This window comes from Streptomyces sp. NPDC104096 (assembly GCF_055584385.1).
This window is the reverse complement of sequence record NZ_JBVJMD010000001.1, coordinates 410,848-435,970: the sequence shown is the minus strand read 5'-3', so window position 1 is coordinate 435,970 and position 25,123 is coordinate 410,848. Positions and strand designations below refer to the sequence as shown.

General features: G+C 71.5%; 24 protein-coding genes. 10 read left to right on the top strand and 14 right to left on the bottom strand.

What is annotated here, in order from left to right; genetic code table 11:
- Positions 1–174: 174 nt before the first annotated feature.
- The 5 genes from afsQ1 (at position 175) to ACZ60B_RS02060 (ending at position 4,079) form a co-directional block, all read left to right on the top strand.
- On the top strand, positions 175–852 hold the full coding sequence (afsQ1, locus tag ACZ60B_RS02080) for a two-component system response regulator AfsQ1 (protein WP_450666237.1): 678 nt from the start codon (positions 175–177) through the stop codon (positions 850–852).
- The gene (locus tag ACZ60B_RS02075) at positions 852–2,504 is read left to right on the top strand and encodes an ATP-binding protein (RefSeq protein WP_469383383.1); all 1,653 of its coding nucleotides are present in this window, start codon (positions 852–854) and stop codon (positions 2,502–2,504) included. Before afsQ1 ends, ACZ60B_RS02075 begins: the two co-directional genes overlap by 1 nt.
- Positions 2,501–3,130 carry a hypothetical protein gene (locus ACZ60B_RS02070; protein WP_469383381.1) on the top strand — a complete coding sequence of 210 codons (630 nt, stop codon included), beginning with the start codon at positions 2,501–2,503 and terminating at the stop codon, positions 3,128–3,130. Before ACZ60B_RS02075 ends, ACZ60B_RS02070 begins: the two co-directional genes overlap by 4 nt.
- A 104-nt stretch (positions 3,131–3,234) precedes the next feature.
- Positions 3,235–3,816, top strand: a complete 582-nt coding sequence (locus tag ACZ60B_RS02065) for a VanZ family protein (RefSeq protein WP_469383379.1) — start codon at positions 3,235–3,237, stop codon at positions 3,814–3,816.
- Positions 3,817–3,878: 62 nt separating this feature from the next.
- Positions 3,879–4,079 (top strand): PspC domain-containing protein, encoded by a 201-nt coding sequence (locus tag ACZ60B_RS02060; RefSeq protein WP_152895507.1) that lies wholly within the window; start codon positions 3,879–3,881, stop codon positions 4,077–4,079.
- 105 nt (positions 4,080–4,184) lie between these two features.
- On the opposite strand, the gene ACZ60B_RS02055 is transcribed toward ACZ60B_RS02060, so the two are convergent.
- Positions 4,185–4,538: an ATP-binding protein gene (locus ACZ60B_RS02055; protein ID WP_469383378.1), complete on the bottom strand. Its 354-nt coding sequence runs from the start codon at positions 4,536–4,538 to the stop codon at positions 4,185–4,187.
- A gap of 142 nt (positions 4,539–4,680) precedes the next feature.
- Entirely contained in the window at positions 4,681–5,844 is a 1,164-nt protein-coding gene (locus tag ACZ60B_RS02050) for an adenosine deaminase (protein WP_469383377.1), read from the bottom strand.
- A gap of 113 nt (positions 5,845–5,957) precedes the next feature.
- Between ACZ60B_RS02050 and ACZ60B_RS02045 the strand changes: the two genes are divergently transcribed.
- Positions 5,958–6,719: an alpha/beta hydrolase gene (locus ACZ60B_RS02045; RefSeq protein ID WP_469383376.1), complete on the top strand. Its 762-nt coding sequence runs from the start codon at positions 5,958–5,960 to the stop codon at positions 6,717–6,719.
- A 267-nt stretch (positions 6,720–6,986) separates the two neighbouring features.
- On the opposite strand, the gene ACZ60B_RS02040 is transcribed toward ACZ60B_RS02045, so the two are convergent.
- Entirely contained in the window at positions 6,987–7,958 is a 972-nt protein-coding gene (locus tag ACZ60B_RS02040) for a LysR family transcriptional regulator (RefSeq protein WP_469383375.1), read from the bottom strand.
- A gap of 62 nt (positions 7,959–8,020) precedes the next feature.
- On the opposite strand from ACZ60B_RS02040, the gene ACZ60B_RS02035 reads away from it, so the two are divergent.
- Both ACZ60B_RS02035 and ACZ60B_RS02030 read left to right on the top strand, forming a co-directional pair.
- A complete protein-coding gene (locus ACZ60B_RS02035; protein ID WP_469383373.1) occupies positions 8,021–9,283 on the top strand; it encodes an MFS transporter in 1,263 nt (420 codons plus the stop codon).
- A 178-nt stretch (positions 9,284–9,461) separates the two neighbouring features.
- Positions 9,462–10,478 carry a sigma-70 family RNA polymerase sigma factor gene (locus tag ACZ60B_RS02030; RefSeq protein WP_469383372.1) on the top strand — a complete coding sequence of 339 codons (1,017 nt, stop codon included), beginning with the start codon at positions 9,462–9,464 and terminating at the stop codon, positions 10,476–10,478.
- Here the strand turns inward: ACZ60B_RS02030 and ACZ60B_RS02025 are convergent.
- Positions 10,362–10,748: an STAS domain-containing protein gene (locus tag ACZ60B_RS02025; RefSeq protein ID WP_469383559.1), complete on the bottom strand. Its 387-nt coding sequence runs from the start codon at positions 10,746–10,748 to the stop codon at positions 10,362–10,364. The genes ACZ60B_RS02030 and ACZ60B_RS02025 overlap by 117 nt on opposite strands.
- Before the next feature lie 205 nt (positions 10,749–10,953).
- On the opposite strand from ACZ60B_RS02025, the gene ACZ60B_RS02020 reads away from it, so the two are divergent.
- Positions 10,954–11,874, top strand: coding sequence for an AEC family transporter (locus ACZ60B_RS02020; protein WP_469383370.1), 921 nt, complete (start codon positions 10,954–10,956; stop codon positions 11,872–11,874).
- A 5-nt stretch (positions 11,875–11,879) separates the two neighbouring features.
- Here the strand turns inward: ACZ60B_RS02020 and ACZ60B_RS02015 are convergent, their stop codons facing one another.
- The 9 genes from ACZ60B_RS02015 to ACZ60B_RS01975 form a co-directional block, all read right to left on the bottom strand.
- The gene (locus ACZ60B_RS02015; protein WP_469383369.1) at positions 11,880–12,473 is read right to left on the bottom strand and encodes a Uma2 family endonuclease; all 594 of its coding nucleotides are present in this window, start codon (positions 12,471–12,473) and stop codon (positions 11,880–11,882) included.
- Positions 12,474–12,568: 95 nt separating this feature from the next.
- Positions 12,569–13,852, bottom strand: a complete 1,284-nt coding sequence (locus ACZ60B_RS02010; RefSeq protein ID WP_469383366.1) for a thymidine phosphorylase — start codon at positions 13,850–13,852, stop codon at positions 12,569–12,571.
- 66 nt (positions 13,853–13,918) lie between these two features.
- Positions 13,919–14,320 carry a cytidine deaminase gene (locus ACZ60B_RS02005; RefSeq protein WP_351612571.1) on the bottom strand — a complete coding sequence of 134 codons (402 nt, stop codon included), beginning with the start codon at positions 14,318–14,320 and terminating at the stop codon, positions 13,919–13,921.
- Positions 14,317–15,579 (bottom strand): ABC transporter permease, encoded by a 1,263-nt coding sequence (locus tag ACZ60B_RS02000; RefSeq protein WP_469383364.1) that lies wholly within the window; start codon positions 15,577–15,579, stop codon positions 14,317–14,319. The genes ACZ60B_RS02005 and ACZ60B_RS02000 overlap by 4 nt, the downstream gene beginning before the upstream one ends.
- A complete protein-coding gene (locus ACZ60B_RS01995) occupies positions 15,579–16,697 on the bottom strand; it encodes an ABC transporter permease (RefSeq protein ID WP_469383362.1) in 1,119 nt (372 codons plus the stop codon). The genes ACZ60B_RS02000 and ACZ60B_RS01995 overlap by 1 nt, the downstream gene beginning before the upstream one ends.
- Entirely contained in the window at positions 16,694–18,451 is a 1,758-nt protein-coding gene (locus ACZ60B_RS01990) for an ABC transporter ATP-binding protein (protein WP_469383557.1), read from the bottom strand. Before ACZ60B_RS01990 ends, ACZ60B_RS01995 begins: the two co-directional genes overlap by 4 nt.
- A gap of 223 nt (positions 18,452–18,674) precedes the next feature.
- Positions 18,675–19,721: a BMP family lipoprotein gene (locus tag ACZ60B_RS01985; RefSeq protein ID WP_469383360.1), complete on the bottom strand. Its 1,047-nt coding sequence runs from the start codon at positions 19,719–19,721 to the stop codon at positions 18,675–18,677.
- A gap of 281 nt (positions 19,722–20,002) precedes the next feature.
- Positions 20,003–21,034 (bottom strand): BMP family lipoprotein, encoded by a 1,032-nt coding sequence (locus ACZ60B_RS01980; RefSeq protein WP_469383359.1) that lies wholly within the window; start codon positions 21,032–21,034, stop codon positions 20,003–20,005.
- Between the two features lie 538 nt (positions 21,035–21,572).
- Complete coding sequence (locus ACZ60B_RS01975) at positions 21,573–22,805, bottom strand: amidohydrolase (protein WP_469383556.1); 1,233 nt, start codon at positions 22,803–22,805, stop codon at positions 21,573–21,575.
- A gap of 353 nt (positions 22,806–23,158) precedes the next feature.
- Here ACZ60B_RS01975 and ACZ60B_RS01970 point away from each other — a divergent pair, with 353 nt between their 5' ends.
- Positions 23,159–23,839 (top strand): class I SAM-dependent methyltransferase, encoded by a 681-nt coding sequence (locus tag ACZ60B_RS01970; protein WP_469383357.1) that lies wholly within the window; start codon positions 23,159–23,161, stop codon positions 23,837–23,839.
- 160 nt (positions 23,840–23,999) lie between these two features.
- On the opposite strand, the gene ACZ60B_RS01965 is transcribed toward ACZ60B_RS01970, so the two are convergent.
- The gene (locus ACZ60B_RS01965; RefSeq protein WP_469383356.1) at positions 24,000–25,085 is read right to left on the bottom strand and encodes a hypothetical protein; all 1,086 of its coding nucleotides are present in this window, start codon (positions 25,083–25,085) and stop codon (positions 24,000–24,002) included.
- Positions 25,086–25,123 lie beyond the last annotated feature (38 nt).

Genomic DNA, 25,123 nt, shown 5'->3' with positions numbered 1-25,123 from the left:
CCGCCGACTGTCACAGACCTGTCACAGGGGTCGTCCGCAGGGCCCGCACAGCGCCGTCACAGAGAATCGCGGTACCGCTACTCAGACGTACATACCACATTGATCATTCGCCGGAGACGCATGGGAGCGCTCCAAGTGTCGAAACCCCACCCCGCCATGGGCCAGAATGAGCCCGTGGCTTCCCTGTTGCTGATCGAGGACGACGACGCCATCCGAACGGCCCTGGAGCTCTCGCTGACGCGCCAGGGACACCGGGTGGCGACCGCTGCCAGCGGTGAGGACGGTCTGAAGCTGCTGCGCGAGCAGCGGCCGGACCTGATCGTGCTGGACGTGATGCTGCCCGGCATCGACGGGTTCGAGGTGTGCCGTCGCATCCGGCGCACCGACCAGTTGCCGATCATCCTGCTGACCGCGCGCAGCGACGACATCGACGTGGTGGTCGGCCTGGAGTCCGGCGCCGACGACTACGTCGTCAAGCCGGTCCAGGGCCGGGTGCTCGACGCCCGGATCCGGGCCGTGCTGCGGCGCGGCGAGCGCGAGGCGAACGACGCGGCGACCTACGGCTCGCTCGTCATCGACCGGGCCGCGATGACCGTCACGAAGAACGGCGAGGACCTCCAGCTCACGCCGACCGAGCTGCGGTTGCTGCTCGAACTGAGCCGCCGCCCGGGCCAGGCGCTGTCCCGGCAGCAACTGCTGCGGCTGGTCTGGGAACACGACTACCTCGGCGACTCGCGGCTCGTGGACGCCTGTGTGCAGCGGCTGCGCGCGAAGGTCGAGGACGTGCCGTCGTCCCCGACCCTGATCCGTACCGTCCGTGGTGTCGGATACCGCCTGGACGCGCCCCAGTAATGACCGACGCGCAAAGGGGTTTCCGCGGCTGGGTCGCGGCACGCAAGGGGACCTGGTCCCGGCTGCGCTTCACCAGTCTGCGACTGCGGCTCGTCGTGGTGTTCGGGCTGGTGGCGCTGACCGCCGCCGTGTCCGCGTCCGGGATCGCCTACTGGCTGAACCGGGAGGCGGTGCTGACCCGTACCCAGGACGCGGTGCTGCGCGACTTCCAGCAGGAGATGCAGAACCGCGCGGGGTCGCTGCCGGAGTACCCGACCCAGGACGAACTCCAGTACACCGCAAGGCAGATGGCCAACAGCAGCCAGCGCTTCAGTGTGCTGCTGGTCGGCGAGGACGCGAACGGCAAGGCCGTCTACGGCAATTCCGGCGGTCTGAGCGGTCTCTCGCTGCGCGAGGTGCCGCTCTCGCTGCGCACCGCCGTGAACCGGGAGCAGGACATCACGGCCGCCAACTCCTCGCCGTACCACCTGTACTGGCAGCGGGTCGTCGACGACGGCACGCCGTATCTCGTCGCCGGGACGCGGGTGATCGGCGGCGGCCCGACCGGCTACATGCTGAAGTCGCTGGAGCCGGAGGCCAAGGACCTCAACTCGCTCGCCTGGTCGCTGGGCATCGCGACCGGTCTCGCGCTGATCGGCGCCGCGCTGCTCGCCCAGGCCGCCGCCACGACCGTGCTGAAGCCGGTGCACCGGCTCGGGGTCGCCGCGCGCCGGCTCGGCGAGGGCCGCCTGGACACCCGGCTGCGGGTGTCGGGCACCGACGAACTCGCCGACCTGTCACGGACGTTCAACAGCACCGCGGAGGCGCTGGAGAAACGGGTCGCCGACATGGCCGCCCGCGACGAGGCGTCCCGCCGGTTCGTCGCCGACATGTCCCACGAGCTGCGGACCCCGCTGACCGCCATCACCACCATCACCGAGGTGCTGGAGGAGGAGCTCGACGCGGAGACCGGCAGCGTCGACCCGATGATCGAGCCGGCCGTGCGGCTCGTCGTGAGCGAGACGCGGCGCCTGAACGATCTCGTCGAGAACCTGATGGAGGTCACCCGCTTCGACGCGGGCACCGCCCGGCTGGTCCTCGACGACGTCGACATCGCCGACCAGATCACCTCCTGCATCGACGCCCGCGCCTGGCTGGACGCGGTGGACCTGGACGCCGAACGCGGCATCCACGCCCGCATCGACCCGCGCCGGCTGGACGTGATCCTGGCCAACCTCATCGGCAACGCGCTCAAGCACGGCGGTTCACCGGTGCGGGTGTCGGTGCGGGCGACCGGCGGGAGCGGGAGCGCGGAGGGGACCGGCGAGGCGGGCGAGGGCGGCGCGGGCGTGACCGCGGGCGGCGACGGCGCCACGACCGGCGGCGAGCTCGTGATCAGCGTGCGCGACCACGGACCCGGCATCCCCGAGGACGTCCTGCCGCATGTCTTCGACCGGTTCTACAAGGCCAGCGCCTCCCGGCCGCGTTCCGAGGGCAGCGGCCTCGGGCTGTCCATCGCCCTGGAGAACGCGCACATCCACGGCGGCGGGATCACCGCCGCCAACTCCCCCGAGGGCGGAGCGGTGTTCACGCTGCGGCTGCCGCGGGACACGTACGAGCCGGCGCCGGAGGCCGCGAAGGACGGCGCGGGCCCGAAGGGGGACGCCTCATGACCGTACGCACGACCGTGCGGGCCGTGGGCCGGCTGCTGGGGCCGGCCGCGCTGGCCGTGCTGCTCGCCGGGTGCGGGATCCGCTCCACCGAGGTGCCGACCGACTTCGGCCCCGCGCCCTCCCGGGTGCGCTGCGCGCTGTCCGAGCCGGACGTCGCGCCGCAGTCCTCGCCCGGCGTCCCGGTCCAGGTGTTCCTGCTGTGCGGGTCGTCGCTGGTGGCCGTCGACCGTTCGGTACGGGTCCCGGAGGGCACGGCGGACTCCGAGCGCCGGGTGCTGATCGCGCAGGGACTGCTGGACCAGCTCGCCCAGACGCCGTCGTCCGCCGAGAAGGCGGCCGGGTACACCACGGACGTGCGCGGCGGGATGTCGGTGCACGGCCCCACCCCGAAGGACCCGGACGACGCCCTGCGGCTGAGCACCCCGCCCGGGAACCTCACCTCCTACGCCCTCGCCCAGCTGGTCTGCACGTTCTCCGACTCGGCGGCGGCCGAGGGCGACGGGTCGGTGATCCTCGGCGGGCCGAACCGCGACGGTGAACCGCTGCGCCGCTACGCCTGCACGGACGAGGTCCGCGCCCGGCCGGGCCTGAAGGAACCGCCGTCGACCGAGGTCACCGGCAGCTAGGGCGTGCTTCGAGACACGTCCGGGTACCGGTGCGGCGGAGCCCTCACCCGGGTGGCGGACGGTGTCCCGGAACCGATCGTGCCGGGGGACGCGTCTTGAGGGGCGTGCAGCGTCAAGGCTCGGTCGGCGGCAACGCCGCGTTCCGCATACGTGTGGCAGGGGGCGTCCTCCTTGCCGCACACCTCGCGTTCGTCGCCTGGTTCGCGCTGCGCCCACTCGACGTCCCCTGGGTGATGCCCGCCAATCTGCGGCCGTTCGCCGGTATCCGCACCGACCTGTCGCTGGGCCCGCGGGTGGCGGCCCGGCGGATCGGCGAGGGACTGGCGCTGCTCGCCCCGCTCGGCGTCCTGCTGCCGCTCGCGCACGGCCGGCTCGCCGTGTCCCCGCTGGCGTCCCTGCTGCGCACGGTCGCCGCCGCTGCCCTGCTGTCACTGGGCATCGAGCTGTTGCAGACCGGCGTGCCCGGCCGGGTCGTGGACGTCGACTCGCTGATCCTGAACACCGTGGGCGTGGCCCTCGCGCACGCGGCGGTCGTACCCGCGGCACGCTCCTGGCTCCGCCGCAGGACGGAGCGCCGGCACCGGGCGGACGTCCGCAGGCAGGACACGGCTCAGGGTCGGACCCCGACGATTCCCAGGGTCGGGATCGCACCCTGGAGCGACGTTCGGTCCAGTTCGTCCTCGTAGCGTTGAAGGCAGTTGAGGCAGCCGTCCGGCGGCCTCGGACCGACGCTCACGAAGGAGCCGACATGACCGCCCTTGCCCGCCCCACCCACGGCCGCGTGCTCGGCGGAGTGTGCGCAGCGCTGGCACGGCGCTTCGGCACCTCCGCCACGACGATGCGGGTGATCTTCCTGGTCTCGTGTCTGCTGCCGGGACCGCAGTTCCTGCTCTACCTCGCGCTGTGGATCCTGCTGCCGGCCGAGGACAAGGCGCGCACCGCCTGGTGACCCGGAGCGCCCGGCCGGGCGCCGCGCGGGAAGGAACTCGTCCACGGACGCCGTCGGGCGCACCCGGATCCACCGGGTGCGCCCCGTTCAGTGTGCGCGCCTGTCTCAGCCGAGCGGAATGCCGTTCACCGGCACGCCGTGCACGGGCAGGCCCTGGAGCGGCAGTCCGCCGAGCAGTCCGGCGACCGGCGCGGTCGGACCCTGGGCGAGCACCCGCGTGACGGCCGGCTGGGCCGCGGACAGGCCCGCCTGGAGGGCCGGCTTCGCCTGGGTCAGCGCCTCACCGGCCCCCGGCAGCGTCTTGGCGACGTTCTCCGTCGGCAGCGTCCTCGTCACGGTGTCCAGGGCCTGGGAGGCGTCCGGAAGGGCCGGAGCGGCGTTCGCGGCGCCCGCCCCGACTGCGGCGAAGGCGGCACCGAGGGCGGCGACGCCGAGGGTCTTGGCAGCAGACTGCTTCATGGTGAGTGCGTCCTCGAAATGGGGAGAGCAACGATGTGAGCGGTCCACGACCGTAATCACGCGCCGCCACTCGCCGCAAACACCGGAATGCGGACGGCCGATGGACGACCGTCCGCATTCCGCACTCCCCAACGCCCTTGCCTCAGGCCTCCGTAGCCGGAGAGTCGCTGGTGGAGGCCGTCTGCTGGAACAGCCATTCGGACTTCAGTTCCGCGTATCCGGGCTTGATGACGTCATTGATCATCGCCAGTCGTTCATCGAAAGGGATGAACGCTGATTTCATCGCATTGACGGAGAACCACTGGAGGTCGTCGAGCGTGTAGCCGAACGCCTCGACCAGGTGCTCGAACTCCCGGCTCATGCTCGTGTGGGACATCAGCCGGTTGTCCGTGTTGACCGTCGCCCGGAAGTGCAGCCGCCGCAGCAGCCCGATCGGATGCTCCGCGTACGAGGCCGCCGCCCCGGTCTGGAGGTTGGAACTGGGGCACAGCTCCAGCGGGATGCGCTTGTCCCGCACGTAGGAGGCGAGCCGCCCGAGCCTGACGCTCCCGTCGTCCTTGACCTCGATGTCGTCGATGATGCGCACCCCGTGCCCCAGCCGGTCGGCGCCGCACCACTGGAGGGCCTGCCAGATGGAGGGCAGCCCGAAGGCCTCACCGGCGTGGATGGTGAAGTGATTGTTCTCGCGTTTGAGGTACTCGAAGGCGTCGAGGTGCCGGGTGGGCGGGAACCCGGCCTCGGCGCCCGCGATGTCGAAGCCGACCACGCCCAGGTCCCGGTAACGGTTGGCGAGTTCGGCGATCTCCAGGGAGCGGGCCGCGTGCCGCATGGCGGTGAGCAGGGCGCCGACCCGGATGCGGTGGCCCTTGGCCCGGGCCGACCGCTCCCCTTCCCGGAAGCCCTCGTTGACGGCCTCCACGACCTGTTCGAGGCTCAGTCCGCCTTCGAGGTGCTGCTCGGGGGCGTAGCGCACCTCGGCGTAGACGACGCCGTCCTCGGCCAGGTCCTCGGCGCACTCGGCGGCGACCCTGACCAGCGCCTCTCGCGTCTGCATGACACCGACGGTGTGCGAGAAGGTCTCCAGATACCGCTCCAGGGAACCGGAGTCGGCCGCCTCCCGGAACCAGATGCCCAGCTTCTCGGGGTCGGTCTCGGGGAGTTGGGACCAGCCCGCGGCACGGGCGAGTTCGACGACGGTCCCGGGACGCAGACCGCCGTCGAGGTGGTCGTGCAGCAGAACCTTGGGCGCCCGGCGGATCTGGTCCGAGCTCGGGGTGGTGCCGATCCGGTCAGTCTGGCTCGTCATTTCCGCACCTTAACGCCTACGCGCGTAGATCGGCGGCGGCGCACCCGCGCCGATACGTAACGGTGACCGCACGGACCGGTGGCGTACACCACGTCTTCTGACACTGTTCTGTCATGGCACAGCAAGCGACGCCGGTCCGCACGCCCCGGCTGGGGCGTCCACTCGGTCAGGAGACGGCTTCGGTGAGCGGGGTGGTGCTGCTGCTGCCCGGCGGCGAGGAGACCTCCTCACGAAGACCCTCGCCCATGCTCGCGGCCGCCTCCGTAAGGGCGTTGGGGCGCCGTCTGACCCGCGCGGGCCGGGACGAGGGCCTGGCCGCGCACGTCGTCCACTACCGCTGGCGCGGCTGGAACGGGAGCGAGGCGCATCTGGCGCGCGACGCCACCTGGGCCGCGGACGAGGCCGTACGGCGCTACGGGGACGTCTCCGTCTGCCTCGTCGGCGTCGACATGGGGGGCCGGGCCGCGCTGCACGCGGGTGGCCACGAGGCCGTCAACTCCGTGCTGGCCATCGCCCCTTGGCTGCCCGAGGAGGATGCCGCCGCGACACCCGAACCGGTGAAACAGCTCGCCGGGCGCCGGGTGCTGATCGTGCACGGCACGAACGACGAACGCACCGACCCCGAACTCTCCTTCCGGCTGGCGGCGCGGGCCAAGAAGGCGAACCGTGACGTGTGCCGGTTCGAAGTGCACGCGGACGGACACGGGTTGCACCAGTACCGGGAGGAAGTCCACTCGCTGGCCGAGGACTTCGTGATGGGGACACTGTTCGGGCGGACGTTCTCCCGGCCGGTCGAGGACGCCCTGGCGGCCCCGCCCCCGCTGGGTCTGCGGATGCCGCTGGCCGCCGGGTTCGGCAGGTCGCTGCGCCGCTGAGGCGGACGGCGGCACACGGCGCCCGGATCGTCCGACGGCGGTGCCGGCTCGGCGCGGATCGTCGGTCCGGGCCGGGAGACCGCGCCCGCTCGGCACCGGTCGGCCGCCTGGGCCGGGGAGCGGCGCCCGCCCACCCGCGCCCGCTCCGCGCCGACCGGTCACCGGGCGCCGGACCTGGGACGCGGGACGCCGGACGCGGCGAGGGGTCGGACCGGGTCGGGTGGCGGGAGGCGTTCCCGGGTGTCGGACGCCGGACGCGGGCCGCGGTCAGTCGGGGAGCAGGCTGCCGCGGCGGGAGAGCAGGAACTTCTTGAAGGCGGCCACCGGCGCGGTGTCCGGATGGCCGTCCAGCCAGGCCACGCCGATCTCGCGGACCGCGCGCGGGGCGGTCACCGTCAGCTCCACCACCCCCGGGCGGGCGACCGCGGGCGGCGGCAGCAGCGCGACCCCCAGACCCGCCGCGACCAGACCCCGCAGCGTCTCCGCCTCCTCGCCCTCGAACGCGATCCGGGGCTTGAACCCGGCCTCCTGACAGAGGTCGTCGGTGATGCGGCGCAGGCCGTAGCCGGGTTCGAGGGTGACGAAGGTGTCCTCGGCGGCCTCGGCCAGGCGGATCCGGCGACGGGACGCCAGCCGGTGGTCGGCGGGCACGACCAGCCGCAGTTTCTGTTCGTCGAGGCGGCGGGCGACCAGGTCGGGGGCGTCCGGCACGGGCGAGGTCAGACACAGGTCCAGTTCGCCCGCGCGCAGCTTCTCCAGCATCGCCTCGCCGTAGTTCTGGACGAGGCTGAAACGGACCCGGGGGTGATCGGCGCGGAAGGCGTGCAGCAGTCCCGGCACCGTCTCCGCCCCCATGGTGTGCAGAAAGCCGAAGGCGACCTTGCCGGTGGCGGGGTCGGCGTCGGCGCGGACCTCGTCGGCGGCGCGCTCGACCTCCGCGAGGGCGCGCTCCACGGAGGCGAGGAAGGTGCGCCCGGCGGGGGTGAGGGAGACCGTACGGCCGCGGCGGGCGAACAGTTCCACCCCCAGGTCCTGTTCGAGCCGGACCATGGCCCGGGACAGGGTGGACTGCGGGACCTGCATCTCCTGGGCGGCGCGGGTGACGTGCTCGGTGCGGGCCACGCCGGCGAAATGGGCCAGGCGCGGGGCGAGCAACGCGACGATGGCGTCCCTGCCGCCCCTGTCTTTTGTGTCACTGCCCGGTGACAGTCGCTCCTGTGACCTCAGCTCATGCACCATGGGAACGATTATGACGATTCCGTGCATTGGACGGATGAGAAGGGGGTGCCTAGCTTCGAGGTATGTCTCCCGCCAGTACCGGGGCGTCCACCGTCGTGGCCGCCGTCCCACCCGTCTCCGTCCCCGACTCGCGCATCGCCCCCGGCAGCCCCGGCTACCGCCGGATGAGCCTCGCGCTCTTCCTCGCCGGCGTCGCCACCTTCGCCCTCCTGTACTGCACCCAGGCCCTGCTGCCCCTGATCTCCGGCGAGTTCGGCGCCACGGCGAGCCAGGCGAGCTGGACGGTGGCCGCGGCGACCGGCGGACTCGCGCTGTTCGTGCTGCCGATGAGCGCCCTGTCCGAGCGGTTCGGCCGCCGTACGGTGATGACGGCGTCGCTGGCGGTCGCGGTGACGGTAGGGATCCTGGTCCCCTTCGCCCCCTCGCTGGGCTGGCTGGTGGTGCTGCGCGGGCTCCAGGGCGCGGCACTGGCCGGACTTCCGGCGTCGGCGACGGCGTACCTGGCGGAGGAGGTACGCCCCCGGGCCCTGGTCACCGCGATCGGCCTGTTCGTCGCGGGCAACAGCGTCGGCGGGATGAGCGGCCGGGTGATCACCGGCTGGGTCGCGCAGGAGTGGGGCTGGCGCGTCGCCGTCGGCGTGGTCGGCTTGCTCGCGGTGGGCTGCGCGGTGGCCTTCCGGCTGCTGCTGCCCGCCCCGCGGCACTTCACGCCGGGTTCCCTGCGCCCGCGCCTGCTGCTGAGCACGGTCCGCGACCACCTCGCCAACCCGCTGCTGCGCCGCCTGTACGCGATCGGCGCGCTGTTCATGACGGTCTTCGGCGGTGTGTACACGGTCATCGGCTACCGCCTGACCGAGGCCCCCTTCTCGCTCCCGCAGGGCATCGTCGGCTCGATCTTCCTGGTCTACCTGGTCGGCACGGTGTCGGCGTCGACGGCGGGCCGCCTGGTGGGCCGTCTGGGCCGGCGCGGCGCCCTGTACCTGGCCGGCGGCACCACGGCGGCGGGCCTGCTGCTGACCCTGGCCGACACGCTCCCGCTGGTCCTGGCGGGCCTGGTGCTGATCACGACGGGCTTCTTCGCCGGTCACGCGGTGGCGTCCTCGGCGGTCAGCAGCACGGCCACCACCGGCCGCGCCCAGGCCTCGGCCCTCTACCAGTCCGCCTACTACGTCGGCTCCAGCGCGGGAAGCATGGCCGGCGCCGCGGCCTACCACGCGGGCGGCTGGGCCGCGACGGTCTGCGTCGGCGTCCTGGCGGTGCTCGGCGTCGTGACGATCACGCTCCTCGGCACCCGGGCGGCCCGGCTCCAGCCCGCCCCGGCCTGATCCGCCGCCGGTCCCGGGGCGCGACCCGCACCGGGTCGCGCCCCGCCGCCGTTCGAGCCCGACTGGGCCGACCAGGTCTTTTGTCCAGTCCAGGCGTCTTTGTCAGTGGGCTGCGGTAGCTTCCGGAGTGCTGGGGCGCACAGGCGCGTGACAGAACGGCCACAGGGGTGGGTGGACCATGAGTGACGGTACGGCTACGGCGGAGAGCCTCGACATCAGGCTGGAGAGGCACCGCACCGAGCTGACGGGCTACTGCTACCGGATGCTCGGCTCCGCCTTCGAGGCGGAGGACGCGGTGCAGGACACGATGGTCCGCGCCTGGCGCAGCTACGCGAAGTTCGAGGGCCGCTCCAGCCTCCGCTCCTGGCTGTACCGCATCGCGACCAACGTCTGCCTGGACATGCTGTCCGCGGGCAACAAGCGCGCCCGTCCCATGGACCTGACGGAGTCGACGCCGCTGGCCCGGGCGGCGCTCTCGCCCCGCCCGGACCACACCTGGCTGGAGCCGATGCCGGACGCCCGGGTGCTGCCGGCCGTACAGGACCCTGCGGAGGCGGCGGTGGCGAAGGAGTCGGTGCGGCTCGCCTTCATGGCGGCTCTGCAGAACCTCCCGCCGAAGCAGCGGGCGGTGCTGATCCTGCGCGAGGTGCTGGCCTGGCGGGCGAGCGAGGTCGCCGAACTGCTCGACACGACGGTCGCCTCGGTCAACAGCGCGCTGCAACGGGCCCGCGCGACCCTCGCCGAGCGCGAGCGGTCCGGCGCGGACGCGGCCGTCTCCGACCCGCTGGACGAGGAGCAGCAGAAGCTCCTGGAGCGCTACGTGGCGGCGTTCGAGGGGTACGACATGACGGCGCTGACCGCCCTGCTGCACGAGGACGCCATCATGACGATGCCGCCGTTCGACCTGTGGCTGACCGGGCACGACGACATCACGGGCTTCATGACGACGCTGGGCGCGTCCTGCGCGGGTTCGCGCCTGCTGCCGGTCGAGGTGAACGGCCTGCCGGGCTTCGCCCACTACAAGCCGGACCCCGAGGCCGGCGGGTTCACGCCCTGGTCGATCCAGGTCCTGGAGATCTCAGGCGGCCGGCTCACCGGGTTCCACTTCTTCCTCGACACGAAGCGGTGGTTCCCGCTGTTCGGGCTGCCCCTCCACCTCGAAGCGGAGACCGACCAGGTGCAGGAGGGCGTGTAGCGCCGGATCGGGGGCCCGCAGCCGTATGCGGCCCCCGGCCCGCCGGGCGGCAAGCTCCAGCCGCGCCAGCAGGTCCACGGCGCCGAGCCCGGGTGGGCCCAGCCCGCCGACGTCGACGACGGCGACACGGGCCGGGCAGGCCCGTACAGCCGCCCGTACGTCGTCGCACAGCCCCGCGACGCCCTCCCGGGTGACGGGACCGACCGGCACGTATACAGCGGGTGTCATGGCGTCCACGTGCGGTAGACCGGGCGGCGGGCCGTAACTCATCGCGTCGTACCGCGCCCGGCCGTGCCCCGCCGTACGGATCACATTGACCTTGTGGAGGCCGCCGCCGGAGAGTTCGCTGTATGCCCCACATATCGTCTCGGCCGACCCCGTCCACGCAGCCCGCACCACCCGTTCTTCACTCCCCTCTCCCGCCTCCGCCGCCCGCCCGGCCACTGTCCGTGGCGGGGTCCGTCGAGGGGGTCCCGTGCAGGGGGTGCTGAGCGGCTTCGCGGTCATCGCGATCGTCATCTGCGTCGGCTACGTCCTGGGGCGGGGCGGCCATCTCGGGGAGCACGGCCGCGAGGTGCTGACCAAGCTGGCCTTCCACGTGGCCTCCCCGGCCCTGCTGTTCACCATGCTGGCCCGCGCCGACCTGTCGGTGATCTTCTCCAGCAGGCTCCTGGTCACGGCGCTGAGCACGGCCGCGGTGGCCGGTGTCTTCGTCGCGGTGGGGGTCGTACGGCGCTGGGGCGTCGGCCGGACCACGATCGGCGCGCTGTGCTCCAGCTACGTCAACTCCGGCAACCTGGGCATCCCCATCGCCGTGTACGTGCTGGGCGACGCCTCGCTGGTGGCGCCGGTGCTGCTGTTCCAGCTGATCGGTGTCACGCCCGTCGCGCTGACGATCCTGGACCTGTCGGGCGGGGGCGCCAAGGGCCCGCTGTGGCAACGGCTGCTCACCCCGCTGCGCAATCCGATCGCGGTCGGCTCGCTCGCCGGGGTCACCGTCTCGGCGACCGGGCTGAGCATCCCCGGCCCGGTGATGGACCCGCTCACCCTGATCGGCAACATGTCGGTGCCCGCGGTCCTGCTCGCCTTCGGCATCTCGCTGTGCGGCAGCACCCTGCCGGGCCGGGGCCCCGACCGGTTCCCGGTGCTGCTGTCGGTCGCGCTGAAATCGGTGGGCCAGCCGGCCGCGGCCTGGGCGCTGGCCTCGGGCGTCTTCGGTCTGCACGGAGCACGGCTGCTCGACGTGGTGGTGACCTCGGCCCTGCCCGCCGCCCAGAACCTCTTCACCTACGCCTCCAGCTACGGCGTGGGCGAGCGCCTGGCCCGGGACTCGATCCTGCTGTCGACGATGCTGTCGGTACCGGTCCTGGTGGCCGTGGCGGCGCTGCTGGGGTGAGGGGTTCAGGCGACGGGGAACTCGGTGGTGTCGAGTTCAAGGTCGAAGGGCTCCGGCAACGAGATCGTGGCGCCGAACTTACCGGCGCGCAGGACACGGTAAACCGCACCCTGCGGCTCCCCGTACAACGTGATCGTCGGGCCTCCTGGAGCCCAACTGTCGATGAGGAGGTACAACGGGACTCCCGCCTGTGCATACCCCGCAGCCTTCTTGATCCGATCACTACTCGCGTTCGACTTCGAGGTGATCTCCACGATGAGTTCGGCTGCGACCGCCGGAACGTAGTTGCCCGCATGCGCGCGGAGCACTTCCTTCGGTGCCACCGCAATGTCGGGGATGTAGAGCCCACCGCGTGAGGGCACTGCCGCGCCCAGCGTCTGGTAGATGCCCCACGTCTTGGGAATCACCTCGTACAGGCTGCGCTGCACAAGGTCGGCAATATCGTTGTGGGAGTTGGACGGCGGTGGTGCCACGGTGACGATCCCCTCGATGATCTCCACCTTGCAGCCCTCGGGCGCGTCCGTCTCCTGCCAGATCCGGACGAGGTCGTCCCATTCACGGCCGTCGGCCGTCGAGTGGTCGACGGTGAGTGCGCTCATGGCGATCTCCTATCGATGCGTCACCGAGTCCAGCATGCCGAACGGGACCGGCGCAGGTCCACCGATCCCGTTCACCCGAAGGAGGAAACCGCAGGTCAGGCGATACGTTCCAGCACGACCGGCGCCGCCGTGAACGGCGTGCCGGCCGCGGCGACGTCGTACGAGCCCTCGACCGCCTCCAGCGCGTACTCGAAGCGCTCGGGCGTGTCCGTGTGCAGGGTCAGCAGGGGCTGGCCCGCGGTGACCGTGTCGCCGGGCTTGGCGTGCAGCTCGACGCCCGCGCCCGCCTGCACCGGGTCCTCCTTGCGGGCGCGTCCGGCGCCCAGGCGCCAGGCGGCGACACCGATGTCGTAGGCGTCGAGGCGGGTCAGCACGCCCGAGGAGGCGGCCGTGACGACGTGCTGCTCCTTCGAGGTGGGCAGCGGGGCGTCCGGGTCGCCGCCCTGGGCCGCGATCATGCGGCGCCAGACGTCCATCGCCGAGCCGTCGGCCAGGGCCTTCGCCGGGTCGGCGTCCTTCACGCCCGCCGCGTCGAGCATCTCGCGGGCCAGCGCGAGGGTGAGCTCGACGACGTCCGCCGGGCCGCCGCCCGCCAGGACCTCCACCGACTCGCGGACCTCCAGCGCGTTGCCCGCGGTCAGGCCGAGCGGGGTCGACATGTCCGTCAGCAGCGCGACCGTCTTCACGCCGTGGTCGGTGCCCAGGCCCACCATGGTGGAGGCCAGTTCCCGGGCGTCCTCGATCGTCTTCATGAAGGCGCCGGTACCGACCTTGACGTCCAGGACCAGGGAGCCGGTGCCCTCGGCGATCTTCTTCGACATGATCGAGGAGGCGATCAGCGGGATCGCCTCGACCGTGCCGGTGACGTCGCGCAGCGCGTAGAGCTTCTTGTCGGCGGGCGCGAGGCCGTCGCCCGCCGCGCAGATCACCGCGCCGGTGGTGTCCAGGACGTGCAGCATCTCCTCGTTGGAGAGCAGCGCCCGCCAGCCGGGGATCGACTCCAGCTTGTCGAGGGTGCCGCCGGTGTGGCCGAGACCGCGGCCGGAGAGCTGGGGCACGGCCGCGCCGCAGGCCGCCACCAGCGGGGCCAGCGGCAGGGTGATCTTGTCGCCGACGCCGCCCGTGGAGTGCTTGTCGGCGGTCGGCCGGGAGAGGGAGGAGAACTCCATGCGCTCGCCGGAGGCGATCATCGCCGCGGTCCAGCGGGCGATCTCACGGCGGTTCATGCCGTTGAGCAGGATCGCCATGTTGAGGGCGGCCATCTGGTAGTCGGCGACCTCGCCGCGCGTGTACGCGTCGATGACCCAGTCGATCTGCTCGTCGCCGAGCTCGCCGCGGTCCCGCTTGGTACGGATGACGGAGATGGCGTCCATGGCCATGGCTTTCCTTCCGGGGATTGCGAAGAGCGCGGCCCCTCTGCGCTGGTCAGAGGGGCCGCACGGGAGTTACTTGGTGAGGTGGTCCGGGCCGAAGGCCTGCGGCAGCATCTCCGCGAGCGGCAGGATCCCCGCCGGGGTCTCCAGCAGGAGATCCGCCCCGCCGAACTCGTACAGCAACTGTCGGCAGCGGCCGCACGGGACGAGGATGTCGCCCTTGCCGTCCACGCACGTGAAGTGCGTCAGCCGTCCGCCCCCGGTGCGCTGCAACTCCGAGACCAGTCCGCACTCGGCGCACAGCCCGAGCCCGTACGAGGCGTTCTCGACGTTGCAGCCGGAGACCGTGCGGCCGTCGTCGACCAGGGCGGCGACGCCGACCGGGTAGCCGGAGTACGGGGCGTAGGCGTGGGACATGGCGTCCCGGGCCTGCGCGCGCAGCGCCTCCCAGTCGACGTCGGTGGACGGGGTCACTTGCCCTGTCCCTTCCGGTACGGCAGGCCGTCCGCCTTCGGCATCCTGAGGCTCTGCGCGGACAGCGAGAGCACCAGCAGCGTGACGATGTACGGGGTCGCCGTGACGAGCTGGCGCGGGACCTCGTCGGTGGAGGTGTACCAGAGGAACATCAGGGCCGCGATCACCGCGGTGACGACGGCCGGGACGTACTTCTTCTTCCAGGCCAGGTAGGCCGCGCCGAACACCAGCAGGATCGCGAGCAGCAGGATCAGCGCGTGGACGTTGGTCGTGCCGCCGCGCAGGTTGAGGCTGTCGGTGTAGCCGAACAGGCCCGCGCCGAGGGCGAGGCCGCCCGGCATCCAGTTGCCGAAGATCATCGCCGCGAGGCCGATGTAGCCGCGGCCGGCCGTCTGGCCGTCCAGGTACACGTTCGACGCGACGATCGACAGGAAGGCGCCGCCGAGACCGGCGAAGCCGCCGGAGATGATGACGGCGATGTACTTGTACTTGTAGACGTTGACGCCGAGGGACTCGGCCGCCACCGGGTTCTCGCCGCAGGAGCGCAGGCGCAGGCCGAACGCGGTGCGCCACAGCACCCACCAGGTGATCGGCACGAGCGCGACGGCGACGACGGTGAGCGGCGACAGGTCGGTGATCAGACCGCCGATCAGGCCGGCGATGTCCGAGACCAGGAACCAGTGCTTCTCGTTGAGCGTGGTCAGCCAGTCGGACAGGCCGGGGATGTCGAAGGTGCCCAGCGAGTCGATCGGCGGGGACTGCTTGGCGGAGCCCTGCGGAGCGCCCTCGAAGGTGAACTTCGACAGGTAGCGGGTGGTGCCGAGCGCCAGGATGTTCACGGCCACACCGGAGACGATGTGGTTGACGTTGAAGGTCACGGTGGCGATGGCGTGCAGGACGGCGCCGAGCGCGCCGCCGACGATGCCGAAGGCCACACCGACCCACGGGCCCCACTGGTAGCCGGCCCAGGCGCCGAACCAGGTGCCGAGGATCATCATGCCCTCGAGGCCGATGTTGACGACGCCCGCGCGCTCGGCCCACAGACCGCCGAGACCGGCCAGGCCGATCGGCACGGCCAGCCGCAGGGCGGTGGACATCTGGCCGGTGGAGGTGATGCCGTCCGCGCCGGTGATCAGCCGGACGATCGAGGTCAGGACCAGCACGCCCGCGATGACCAGCAGGAGTACGGGCAGCGACATGCGGCGGCCGGACTTGCCGGGCTTCGCCTGCGGCTTCTTGGCGATGGTCGCGGTGGACATCAGGCCGCCACCTTCCTGTTGGTGTTCTGGGCGGCCGCGGCGAGCTCGGCGCCGACCCGCTTCTGCTGGCGGCGCAGACCCCACTGCCGTACGGCCTCGTACGAGATGACGACCGCGAAGACGATCAGGCCCTGCATGATCGTGGCGATCTCCTTCGGGTACGCCTCCGGGGTCGCGTAGTCGAGGACGGGCGAGGCCTTGTCGAGGAAGGCCCACAGCAGGGCGGCGAACGCGATGCCGCCCGGGTTGTTGCGGCCCAGCAGCGCGATGCCGATGGCGGTGAAGCCGAGGCCGGCCGGGAAGCTCAGGCTGTAGGTGTGGGTGTCGCCGAGCAGCAGCGGCAGACCGGACAGGCCCGCCACCGCGCCGGAGATCAGCATGGAGACCAGCACCATGCGCTTGGCGCTGACGCCGGAGGCGGCGGCGGCCGTCTCCGAGGCGCCGGTGGCGCGCAGGTCGAAGCCGAAGCGGGTGCGGTTGAGGACCAGCCAGTACAGGACGCCCAGCAGGATCGCGAGGAAGACCAGGCCGTAGATCTCACCGACGTCGGCGCCGAGGTTGATGCCCGGGAACCAGCCGGACTCGTGCATGACGCCGGTCGTCATGTTGTTGCCGACCTGTACGCCCCACACGTCCTTCTGGGTGAGGTAGACGATGAGGCTGGTGGCGATGGCGTTCAGCATGATCGTCGCGACGACCTCGCTGACGCCCCGGGTGACCTTCAGGACGCCCGCGATGCCCGCCCAGAAGGCGCCGGTGCACATGGCGACCAGCAGGAGCAGCGGGATCTGGAGGGCGCTCGGCAGCGCGATGTTCGCGCCGACGACGGCGGTCATCACGGCGGCCAGGCGGTACTGGCCGTCGACGCCGATGTTGAACAGGTTCATCCGGAAGCCGAGCGCCACACCGATGGCGGCGATGTAGTACAGGGACGCCTGGTTGACGATCAGGACCTGGATGTCCGAGTACGGCAGCTGCTGGAGCATCAGCGTGTACGGCTCGATCGGGTTCTTGCCCGAGGCGAGCAGGACGATCGAGGTCAGCGCGACCGCCAGGACGAGCGCGATGACCGGGCCGGCCACCGCGAGGAGCACGCGCTCCTTGTCGAACTTCTTCATCGGGCCTCGTCCTCCGGACCGGCAGCTTCCTCGGTGGTTTCCACGGTCTCCGCGGCTCCCAGGGACTTCGTGGTGTCCACGGGCTTCGTGGTCTCCACGTGTTCCAGATGGCCGGACGCGGCACCGGTCATCGCCGAGCCGAGCTCCTCCGGCGTGATCGTGGCGGGATCCGCGTCGGCGACCAGCCTGCCGTCGTAGATCACCCGCAGGGTGTCCGACAGGCCGATCAGTTCGTCCAGGTCCGCGGAGATCAGCAGCACGGCCAGGCCCTCGCGGCGGGCCTCGCGGATGCGGTCCCAGATCTGCGCCTGCGCGCCGACGTCCACACCGCGGGTGGGGTGGGCGGCGATCAGGAACTTGGGGTTGTGGCTCATCTCGCGGCCGACGATCAGCTTCTGCTGGTTGCCGCCGGACAGGGAGGCGGCGGTGACGTCGATGCCGGGGGTGCGGACGTCGTACTCCTCGACGATCCTGCGGGTGTCGGCCTGGGCGCCCTTCGGGTCCAGCCAGAAGCCCTTGGCGTTGGGCTTCTCGGTGACGTGGCCGAGGATACGGTTCTCCCAGAGCGGGGCCTCCAGGAGCAGGCCCTGGCGGTGGCGGTCCTCGGGGATGTAGCCGACGCCCGACTCACGGCGCCTGCGGGTCGGCCACGGCGTGATGTCCTGGTCGAGGAAGTGCACGGAACCGGAGTCGGCGTTCTTCAGGCCGATCAGGGCGTCGATCAGCTCGGTCTGCCCGTTGCCCTCGACACCGGCGATGCCCATGACCTCGCCGGCGCGGATGGCGAAGGAGACGTCGTCGAGGACGCGCTTGGCCGCGCCGGGGGAGGTGGCCTCGGTGAGGACGTCGGCGCCGCCCGGGGCGCCGGACGAACCGACCGTGCCGGTCTCGGGCTGCGCGCCGACCTCGCCGAGGGAGGCGCCGCCGCTCGCGTACACGGTGAGGTTGCGCACCTCCAGGACGACCCGGTCGGTGACGGTCGACTCGGCCGTCTCGGGGGTGGGCAGCTCGCTGCCGACCATCATCTCGGCCAGCTGGCGCGGGGTGGTCTCGGCGGGGACGGCCGTGCCGACGGTGGTACCGCGGCGGATGACGGTGATGTCGTCGGCCACCGACAGCACCTCGCCGAGCTTGTGCGAGATGAAGATGACCGAGAGGCCCTCGGACTTGAGTTCGCGCAGGTTGTCGAAGAGAGCGTCGACCTCCTGCGGGACGAGCACGGCGGTCGGCTCGTCGAGGATCAGCGTGGTGGCGCCGCGGTAGAGGACCTTGAGGATCTCCACCCGCTGGCGGTCGGCGACGCCGAGGTCCTCGACCAGGGCGTCCGGGCGTACGCCCAGTCCGTACCGGTCGGAGATCTCCTTGATCTTCTTACGGGCGTTGCCGCCGATGCCGTACAGCTTCTCGCTGCCCAGCACCACGTTCTCCAGCACGGTCAGGTTGTCGGCCAGCATGAAGTGCTGGTGGACCATGCCGATACCGCGGGTGATGGCGTCGGCGGGGCTGCCGAAGGCGACCTGCTCGCCGTCGATCTCGATGGTGCCCTCGTCCGGCTTCTGCATGCCGTAGAGGATCTTCATCAGCGTCGACTTGCCGGCGCCGTTCTCGCCCACCAGGGCGTGCACGGTGCCCTTGCGGACCGTCAGGTGGATGTCGTGGTTGGCGACGACACCGGGGAATCGCTTGGTGATCCCCGTCAGCTCGACCGCGACTGTCGACGGAGCGGTGAGCGGAGGGCTGCTGGACGCGTCGATGGCGCACTCTCCTTGGGAAAGGGGTCGCTCTACGCGCGTAGCGTCCCCGCTTTAAATAGTGCCCGGACCTGATCGTTCATGTTTCACTCACGATCCGTTCCGAGCATTCTGCCGCGCGAACGGGGCGCGGGGGGACATCCTCCCCGCACCCCGTTCCGTGGCCGTAACGCTGCCATTACAGCGTCCTTTTGGCCATGTCTACGACAGGCCTACCAGCGCAGGTTCAGGAGGTCTTGACGGTGATGCTGCCGGACTTGATGGCTTCCTCGGCCTTCTTCACCGCGTCCTGGATGGCGGCGTTGCTCTCGAACGCGGGGTTCGAGTGCGACAGGCTCACGCCACCGTTCTCCAGGCTGCCGCGGACCACACCGGTCTCCGGCTTGCCGTCGTGGACGGACTTGGCCAGGTCGTAGACCGCGCCCTCGACGTTCTTCATGGCGGAGGTCAGGATCGAGTCCTTGTACTTCGCCAGCGCGTCCTGCTTGTACTGGTCGGAGTCGACGCCGATGGCCCAGATCTTGTGCTCGTTGGCGGCCTTGATGACGCCCTGGCCGGACAGACCGGCGGCGGCGTAGACGACGTCGGCGCCCGCGTCGATCTGGCCGTTGGCCGCGTTCTCACCCTTGTCGGGGCTGGAGAAGCCACCCTCCTGCGCGGTCTCGGTCAGGTACTGCTCCTTGACCGTGACGCCCTTCTTGGTGTCCTCGACGCCCTGCTTGAAGCCGGCGCCGAACTTGTGGATCAGCGGGACGTCCACGCCGCCGATGAAGCCGACGGTGTTGGTCTTGGTGGCCTTGGCGGCGGCGACGCCGGCCAGGTAGGAGGCCTGCTCCTCGTGGAAGACCAGGTCGGCGACGTTGTCGGCCTTGATGGTCTCGTCGTCGACGATGCCGAAGGTGGTCTTCGGGTACTTCGCCGCGACCTCCTTGACGGCCGGCGCGTAGGCGAAGCCGACACCGATGACCGGGTTGTAGCCCTTCTTGGCCAGCGTCTCCAGGCGCTGCACCTTGTCCGCGTCGGACTCGCCGTCCTGCGGCTCCACGGCCGTGCTCTTGAAGCCGAACTCCTTGTCGGCCTTCTCCAGGCCGGCGGTGGCGGCGTCGTTGAAGGACTGGTCGCCCTTGCCGCCGACGTCGTACGCCAGGGCCAGGCCCAGGTTCTTGTCGCCGCCGGAGGACGAGGACGAGGACGAGCTTCCGCAGGCGGAAACAGTGACGGCAAGAGCTGCGGTTGCAACGCCTGCAACCGCGATACGGGACACCCGGCGCATGGAACTTGACTCCTTTGTGCAAGCGCCCAAACCAGGCGCTGGTTCCGCCGCAGCGTAACGCGCGTAGACCAGACGAGAAAACCCCTTCTGTCCGGTCCGTTACCGAGCTGTGGCCACAGACGTAACCCAGACTACGGACAGCAGCGCGCCCCTTGCGGGAGGCAAGGGGCGCACGGGTTTCGCGGATGCTCTCCGGAGCGTACGGGTCACTGTCCGCAGACCGGATCCCGCCGTTCCGCCACGACGCCCGTCACTGTCGCGTCGCGTACTGCCGCGTACGGTTACTCCGTCTTGACGGTGACCGTGCCGGCGATGATGTCCGCCTTGGCCTTGTCGACGGCGGCGACGACGTCGGTCATCGCCTTGTACTTCGGGTTGGTGTCGGCGAAGCCGACACCGCCGGACTTCAGGTCGCCACGCACCTCACCGTTGAGCGGCTTGCCCTCGACGACGGACTTGGCCAGGTCGTAGACCGCGCCACCGACGTTCTTCAGGGCCGAGCCGAGGATGTAGTCCTTGTACTTGGCCAGCGCCGCCTGCGCGTACTGGTCGGAGTCGACACCGATGGCCCACACCTTGTGCTCGGCCGCGGCCTTGATCACACCCTGGCCGGACAGACCGGCCGCCTGGTAGACGACGTCGGCGCCGGCCTCGATCTGGCCGTTGGCCGCGTTCTCGCCCTTGTCGGGGCTGGAGAAGCCGCCCTCCGCGGGCGTCTGGGTGAGGTACTGCGACTCGATCTTGATGTTCGGGTTGACGGACTTGGCGCCCTGGTCGAACCCGGCCTCGAACTTGTGGATCAGCGGGATGTCCACGCCGCCGATGAAGCCGATGTGGTTCTTCTTGGTGGCCTTGGCCGCGGCCACGCCCGCCAGGTAGGAGGCCTGCTCCTCGTGGAAGACCATGTCGGCGACGTTGGCGGACTTGATGGTGGCGTCGTCGATGATGCCGAAGGTGACCTTCGGGTACTTCGCGGCGGCCTCCTTCACGGCCGGCGCGTAGGCGAAGCCGACACCGATGATCGGGTTGTAGCCCTGCTTGGCGAGCGTCTCCAGGCGCTGGATCTTGTCCGCGTCGGACTCGCCGTCCTGCGGCTCGACGTCCTGGCCGCCGATCTTGAACTCGGTCTTGGCCTTCTCGAAACCGGCGAAGGCGGCGTCGTTGAAGGACTGGTCGCCCTTGCCGCCGATGTCGTACGCGAGGCCGATGCCCTTGGCCGAGTACTTGCCGGACTCGGAGTCACCGCCGCCGGCCGAGTCGGTGCTGGACTTGCCGCAGCCGACCGCCGCGAGTGCGAGGACCGTGACGGCCACCGCTGCTTGGGAGAACCTGGTCCTCCGAGATATCAGACGCACAGCAAGCACCCTTCATCCCCACGGCACCGTCGCCGGCCCGCTACCCCTTGCGCCGCCACAGGTGGCGATTCCGGCGCACAGTAACGCGCGTAGAAGGGGAGGGGAACGGGGTTCCTCGCGGCCGTTATCGATTCGTGCCGCCGACGGGCCGCATCCGGGCGCCGCCGGTTACATCCGGATAACTCAAGCGGACGAAGGGGCACATGACGGGCGCCCCTCCCTGGCATCACGTCAGACGCCCGCCGGACCAAGGCAATCGCGTCCCGGGCACCCGCCCGGCCGAGCCGATTACCGCCCCGGGCGCCCGCCGCGCCTGGCCGGTCGCCGTGCCGGGTGCCTGCCGTGCCGGGCGCCCACCAAGCCGGGCCGATCGCCGTGCCGGGTGCCCGTCGGGCCAGGGCCGATCGCCGGCCCCCGCGCCCACCAAGCCGGCCCCACGCGGAGCGGGGTGCCTGCCGGTCCCGGCCGGTCCGCGCCCCGGCGGTGCCTGGTCGGCTCAGTTCGCCGCGTCCAGCAGTACGGCGGCGGTGAACAGTTCCACCCCGACCGTGATCGCGGACTCGTCGGCGTCGAAATCGCCCTGGTGCAGGTCGCGCACCGTGCGCTCGCCGGGCGTGCGCACGCCGAGGCGCGCGAGGGCCCCCGGCACCCGTTCGAGGTACCAGGAGAAGTCCTCCCCGCCGAGGCTCTGCTCGGTGCTCTCCACGGTCTCCGCTCCCCGGCGCATGGTCATGGCGTCCCGCAGCAGCTCGACGACCACCGGGTCGTTCACCACGGGCGGGACCCCGCGCACATAGGTGATCTCCGACTTGGCCCGGTGCAGATTGGCGACCTCGTCGATCGCGGCGACCACGACGTCGGGTGCCTGCCGCCACGCCTCGATGTCCAGGCAGCGCACGGTGCCGGAGAGCTCGGCGTGCTGCGGGATGACGTTCGGGGCGTGGCCGGACTCGATCCGCCCCCAGGTCACGGCCATCCCGCTACGGGTGTCCACCCGGCGGGCGACGATCGCGGGCACGTCGGTGGCGACCCGGGCCGCGGCGGTGACCAGGTCGGTGGTCAGGTGCGGCCGCGCGGTGTGGCCGCCGGGGCCGTTCAGCGCGATCTCCAGCCGGTCGCAGGCCGAGGTGATGGGCCCCGGCCGCAGCCCGATCCGCCCGGCGTCGACCCGGGGGTCGCAGTGCACGGCGAGGATCTGCCGCACGCCCTCCAGCGCGCCGTCCTCGATGGCGTCGAGGGCGCCGCCCGGCAGCACCTCCTCGGCGGGCTGGAAGATCAGCCGCACGGGCCGGGGCAGCAGGCCGCGCTCGTGCAGCTCGGCCAGGACGAGCCCGGCGCCCAGTACGACGGTCGTGTGCACGTCGTGCCCGCAGGCGTGCGCCCGGTCGGGCACGGTGGAGCGGTAGGCGCACTCGGTCTTCGCGTCCGGGATGGGCAGGGCGTCGATGTCGGCGCGCAGGGCCAACAGGCCGGGACCGTCCGCCGGCGCCTCGCCGTCCACGCCGATGTCGCAGACGAGCCCGGTCCCGACGGCGAGCACCCGGGGCCGCAGACCGGCCTGCTCCAGCCGCTCCTTGATCGCCGCCGTGGTGCGGAACTCCTGGTTGCCGAGCTCGGGATGCATGTGCAGGTCGCGCCGGAAGGCGACGAGCTCGGCACGCAGTGCCTCGGGCAGCGCACCGGGGAGCACGGCATCGGCGGTGATATCGGCCTCGGACTCTCGGGACATCAATTGGTTCACCCTCTGAAGGGTAGGTCTCCGGGGCGGTCAACTGCCCCTCGAACAACAAAACTTCAGCCCGTTAGGGGAAGAAAAACTGGCCGTCGGACGCATAGGCGTCGATTCAGGTGGGTAGACTCGCCCGCTTTTCCGGACGGGCGTCGCACCCGGCCACTCTTCAGGCATACCATGCCCCGCCGTACGTACGCCGTTCTGTTCACCCGTCGGAACGGAAACCGGGACGCGCCCGACCCCGCCCCGACCGGGTCCCCCGCCGGGTCCTCCCCCGCCCCGACCGGCCCTGCGACGGGCTCGGCCATCCGGCGGACGCCCTGCCGGTGCGCTCGGTAACCTCCGGGCATGTGACCCACCCCGAGAGCGGTGACCTCGCCGCGCCCTTCATATCCGCGACCCGGACCTCGTACGACGCCATCGCCGAGGACTACGCCGACCGATTCGCGGACCACCTGATCGCACTCCCTGTCGAACGTTCCCTCCTGACCGCCTTCGCCGAGCTCGTACGGGAGCGGGGCACGGCGCCCGTGGCCGACCTCGGCAGCGGGCCCGGCCACGTCACGGCCCGGCTGCACGCCATGGGTGTGCCGGTCTTCGGGGTCGACGTGTCCCCGCGGATGGTGGAGCTGGCCCGCGCGGCGCACCCCGCGCTCCGCTTCCACGTGGGGTCGATGACCTCGCTGGACCTGCCGGACGCGACCCTCGGCGGGGTGCTCGCCCTCTACTCGATCATCCATGTCCCGGACGATCACCTGCCGACGGTGTTCTCCGAGTTCCACCGGGTGCTGGCGCCGGGCGGCCAGGTGCTGCTGGGGTTCCAGTGGCACGAGGAGGAGCGCGGACTGCATCTCGCGGAGCGCTTCGGCCACGCGATCTCGCTGGACTACCACTGGCGCACCCCGGACACCGTGGCCGACCTCCTCGTGAAGGCCGGTTTCCGGCTCCGGGCCCGCCTGCTGCGCGAGCCCGACGGTGAGGAGAGGCTCCCGCGGGCGTTCCTGCTCGCCCACAAGCCCGAAGGGGCATGACCGACTGGGCCCGCGAGCCCGAGGGGCATGACGGCCGAGGCCCGCGCACCGGGGTGCGCGGGCCTCGGCCGGCCGGCCGCCGTGGACGGGCACGGGCCGGGCCGGCCGTCGTGGGGCGGGCGCGTGCGGGGCGGTCACCCCGTACGTTCCTGCCGCGTGGCTACTGCGGGCTCGCCGCGGACACCCGGGTGACGTCCCGCGCCGTGCCCGTGACCCCCGAGAGGAAGCCCTGGGCGCGGGGCGAGGCGTTCTCCGTCAGCCAGCCGGGGTCGATGTCGCAGACCGCGACCCGGACCTCCGTACCGGCCAGCGCCAGCGGCAGGGTGTGCACGACCGTCGACGGGAAGCTGAGTATCGTCCGCCCGATCGGTCCGCGCCGGGCGATCAGTTCGAGCGGGAGTTCGGGGCGGACGATCTCCAGTCCCGTCTCCCCCGCCAGCCGGTGCAGCTTCTCCGTGCTCTCGCGGCGGTGCGCGAAGTAGCGCGTCGCCCCGTGCGCCCTGGCCAGGGCGCCCACCGCGCTCACGTACCGGTCCGCGTCGACCACGCCGGTCTCCACCAGCGAGGTGCCGACCAGGTCCGCGCCCTTGGCGACCCGGGGCGGGCCGAAGCGGGAACGGGTCCAGGCGAAGGCGTTCTGAGTGATCGTCACGCCCTCGGGCGCCTCCTCTATGGGCATCGAGGAGAAGATCTCCACCCGGCGGCCGTCGCCCGGGGTCAGCCGGCGCCGGGCCGAGGACGACACCGGCCCGAACAGCACGTCGCGCGGGCCGGGGCGGCCCCCCTTGCGGTGCCAGCGCACCAGCCGCTCGCCCCGGGCGAGCTGGGCGACGAACTCCATCGTCGCCGTGCCGTCGTCCACCACGACCAGGTCCCGGGCCCGGGTGATGGTCAGCAGCAGCTGCACGTAACGGGAGAACGGGTCCCCCATCACCACTCGTTCCGCTCCGCGCAGCAGCCCGGACAGGCCGCCGATGGTGCGGAAGGGCGCGGCCGCACCGCCCCGCGCCTCCTCCCAGCGGACCTCGTGACCGTCCTCGCGGGCCAGCTCCGCCATCCGGCGCAGCTGACCGCGGGTCATCGGGTCCATCGGGGACAGGACGACGAGGGTGAACCCCGCGCCGGACCGCTCCGGGCCGCCCAGCCCGTGCGCATGCGCCCATTCGAGCACGTTCAGCAGCTGAACCGGGCTCTCCACGAAGGCGAGCGTGTGGGGGGTGCCGGTGGTCCCGGCGCGAGGGTTCATCGACGTACGACCGTCCCGTAAGCCACTCGGAGTCGGAC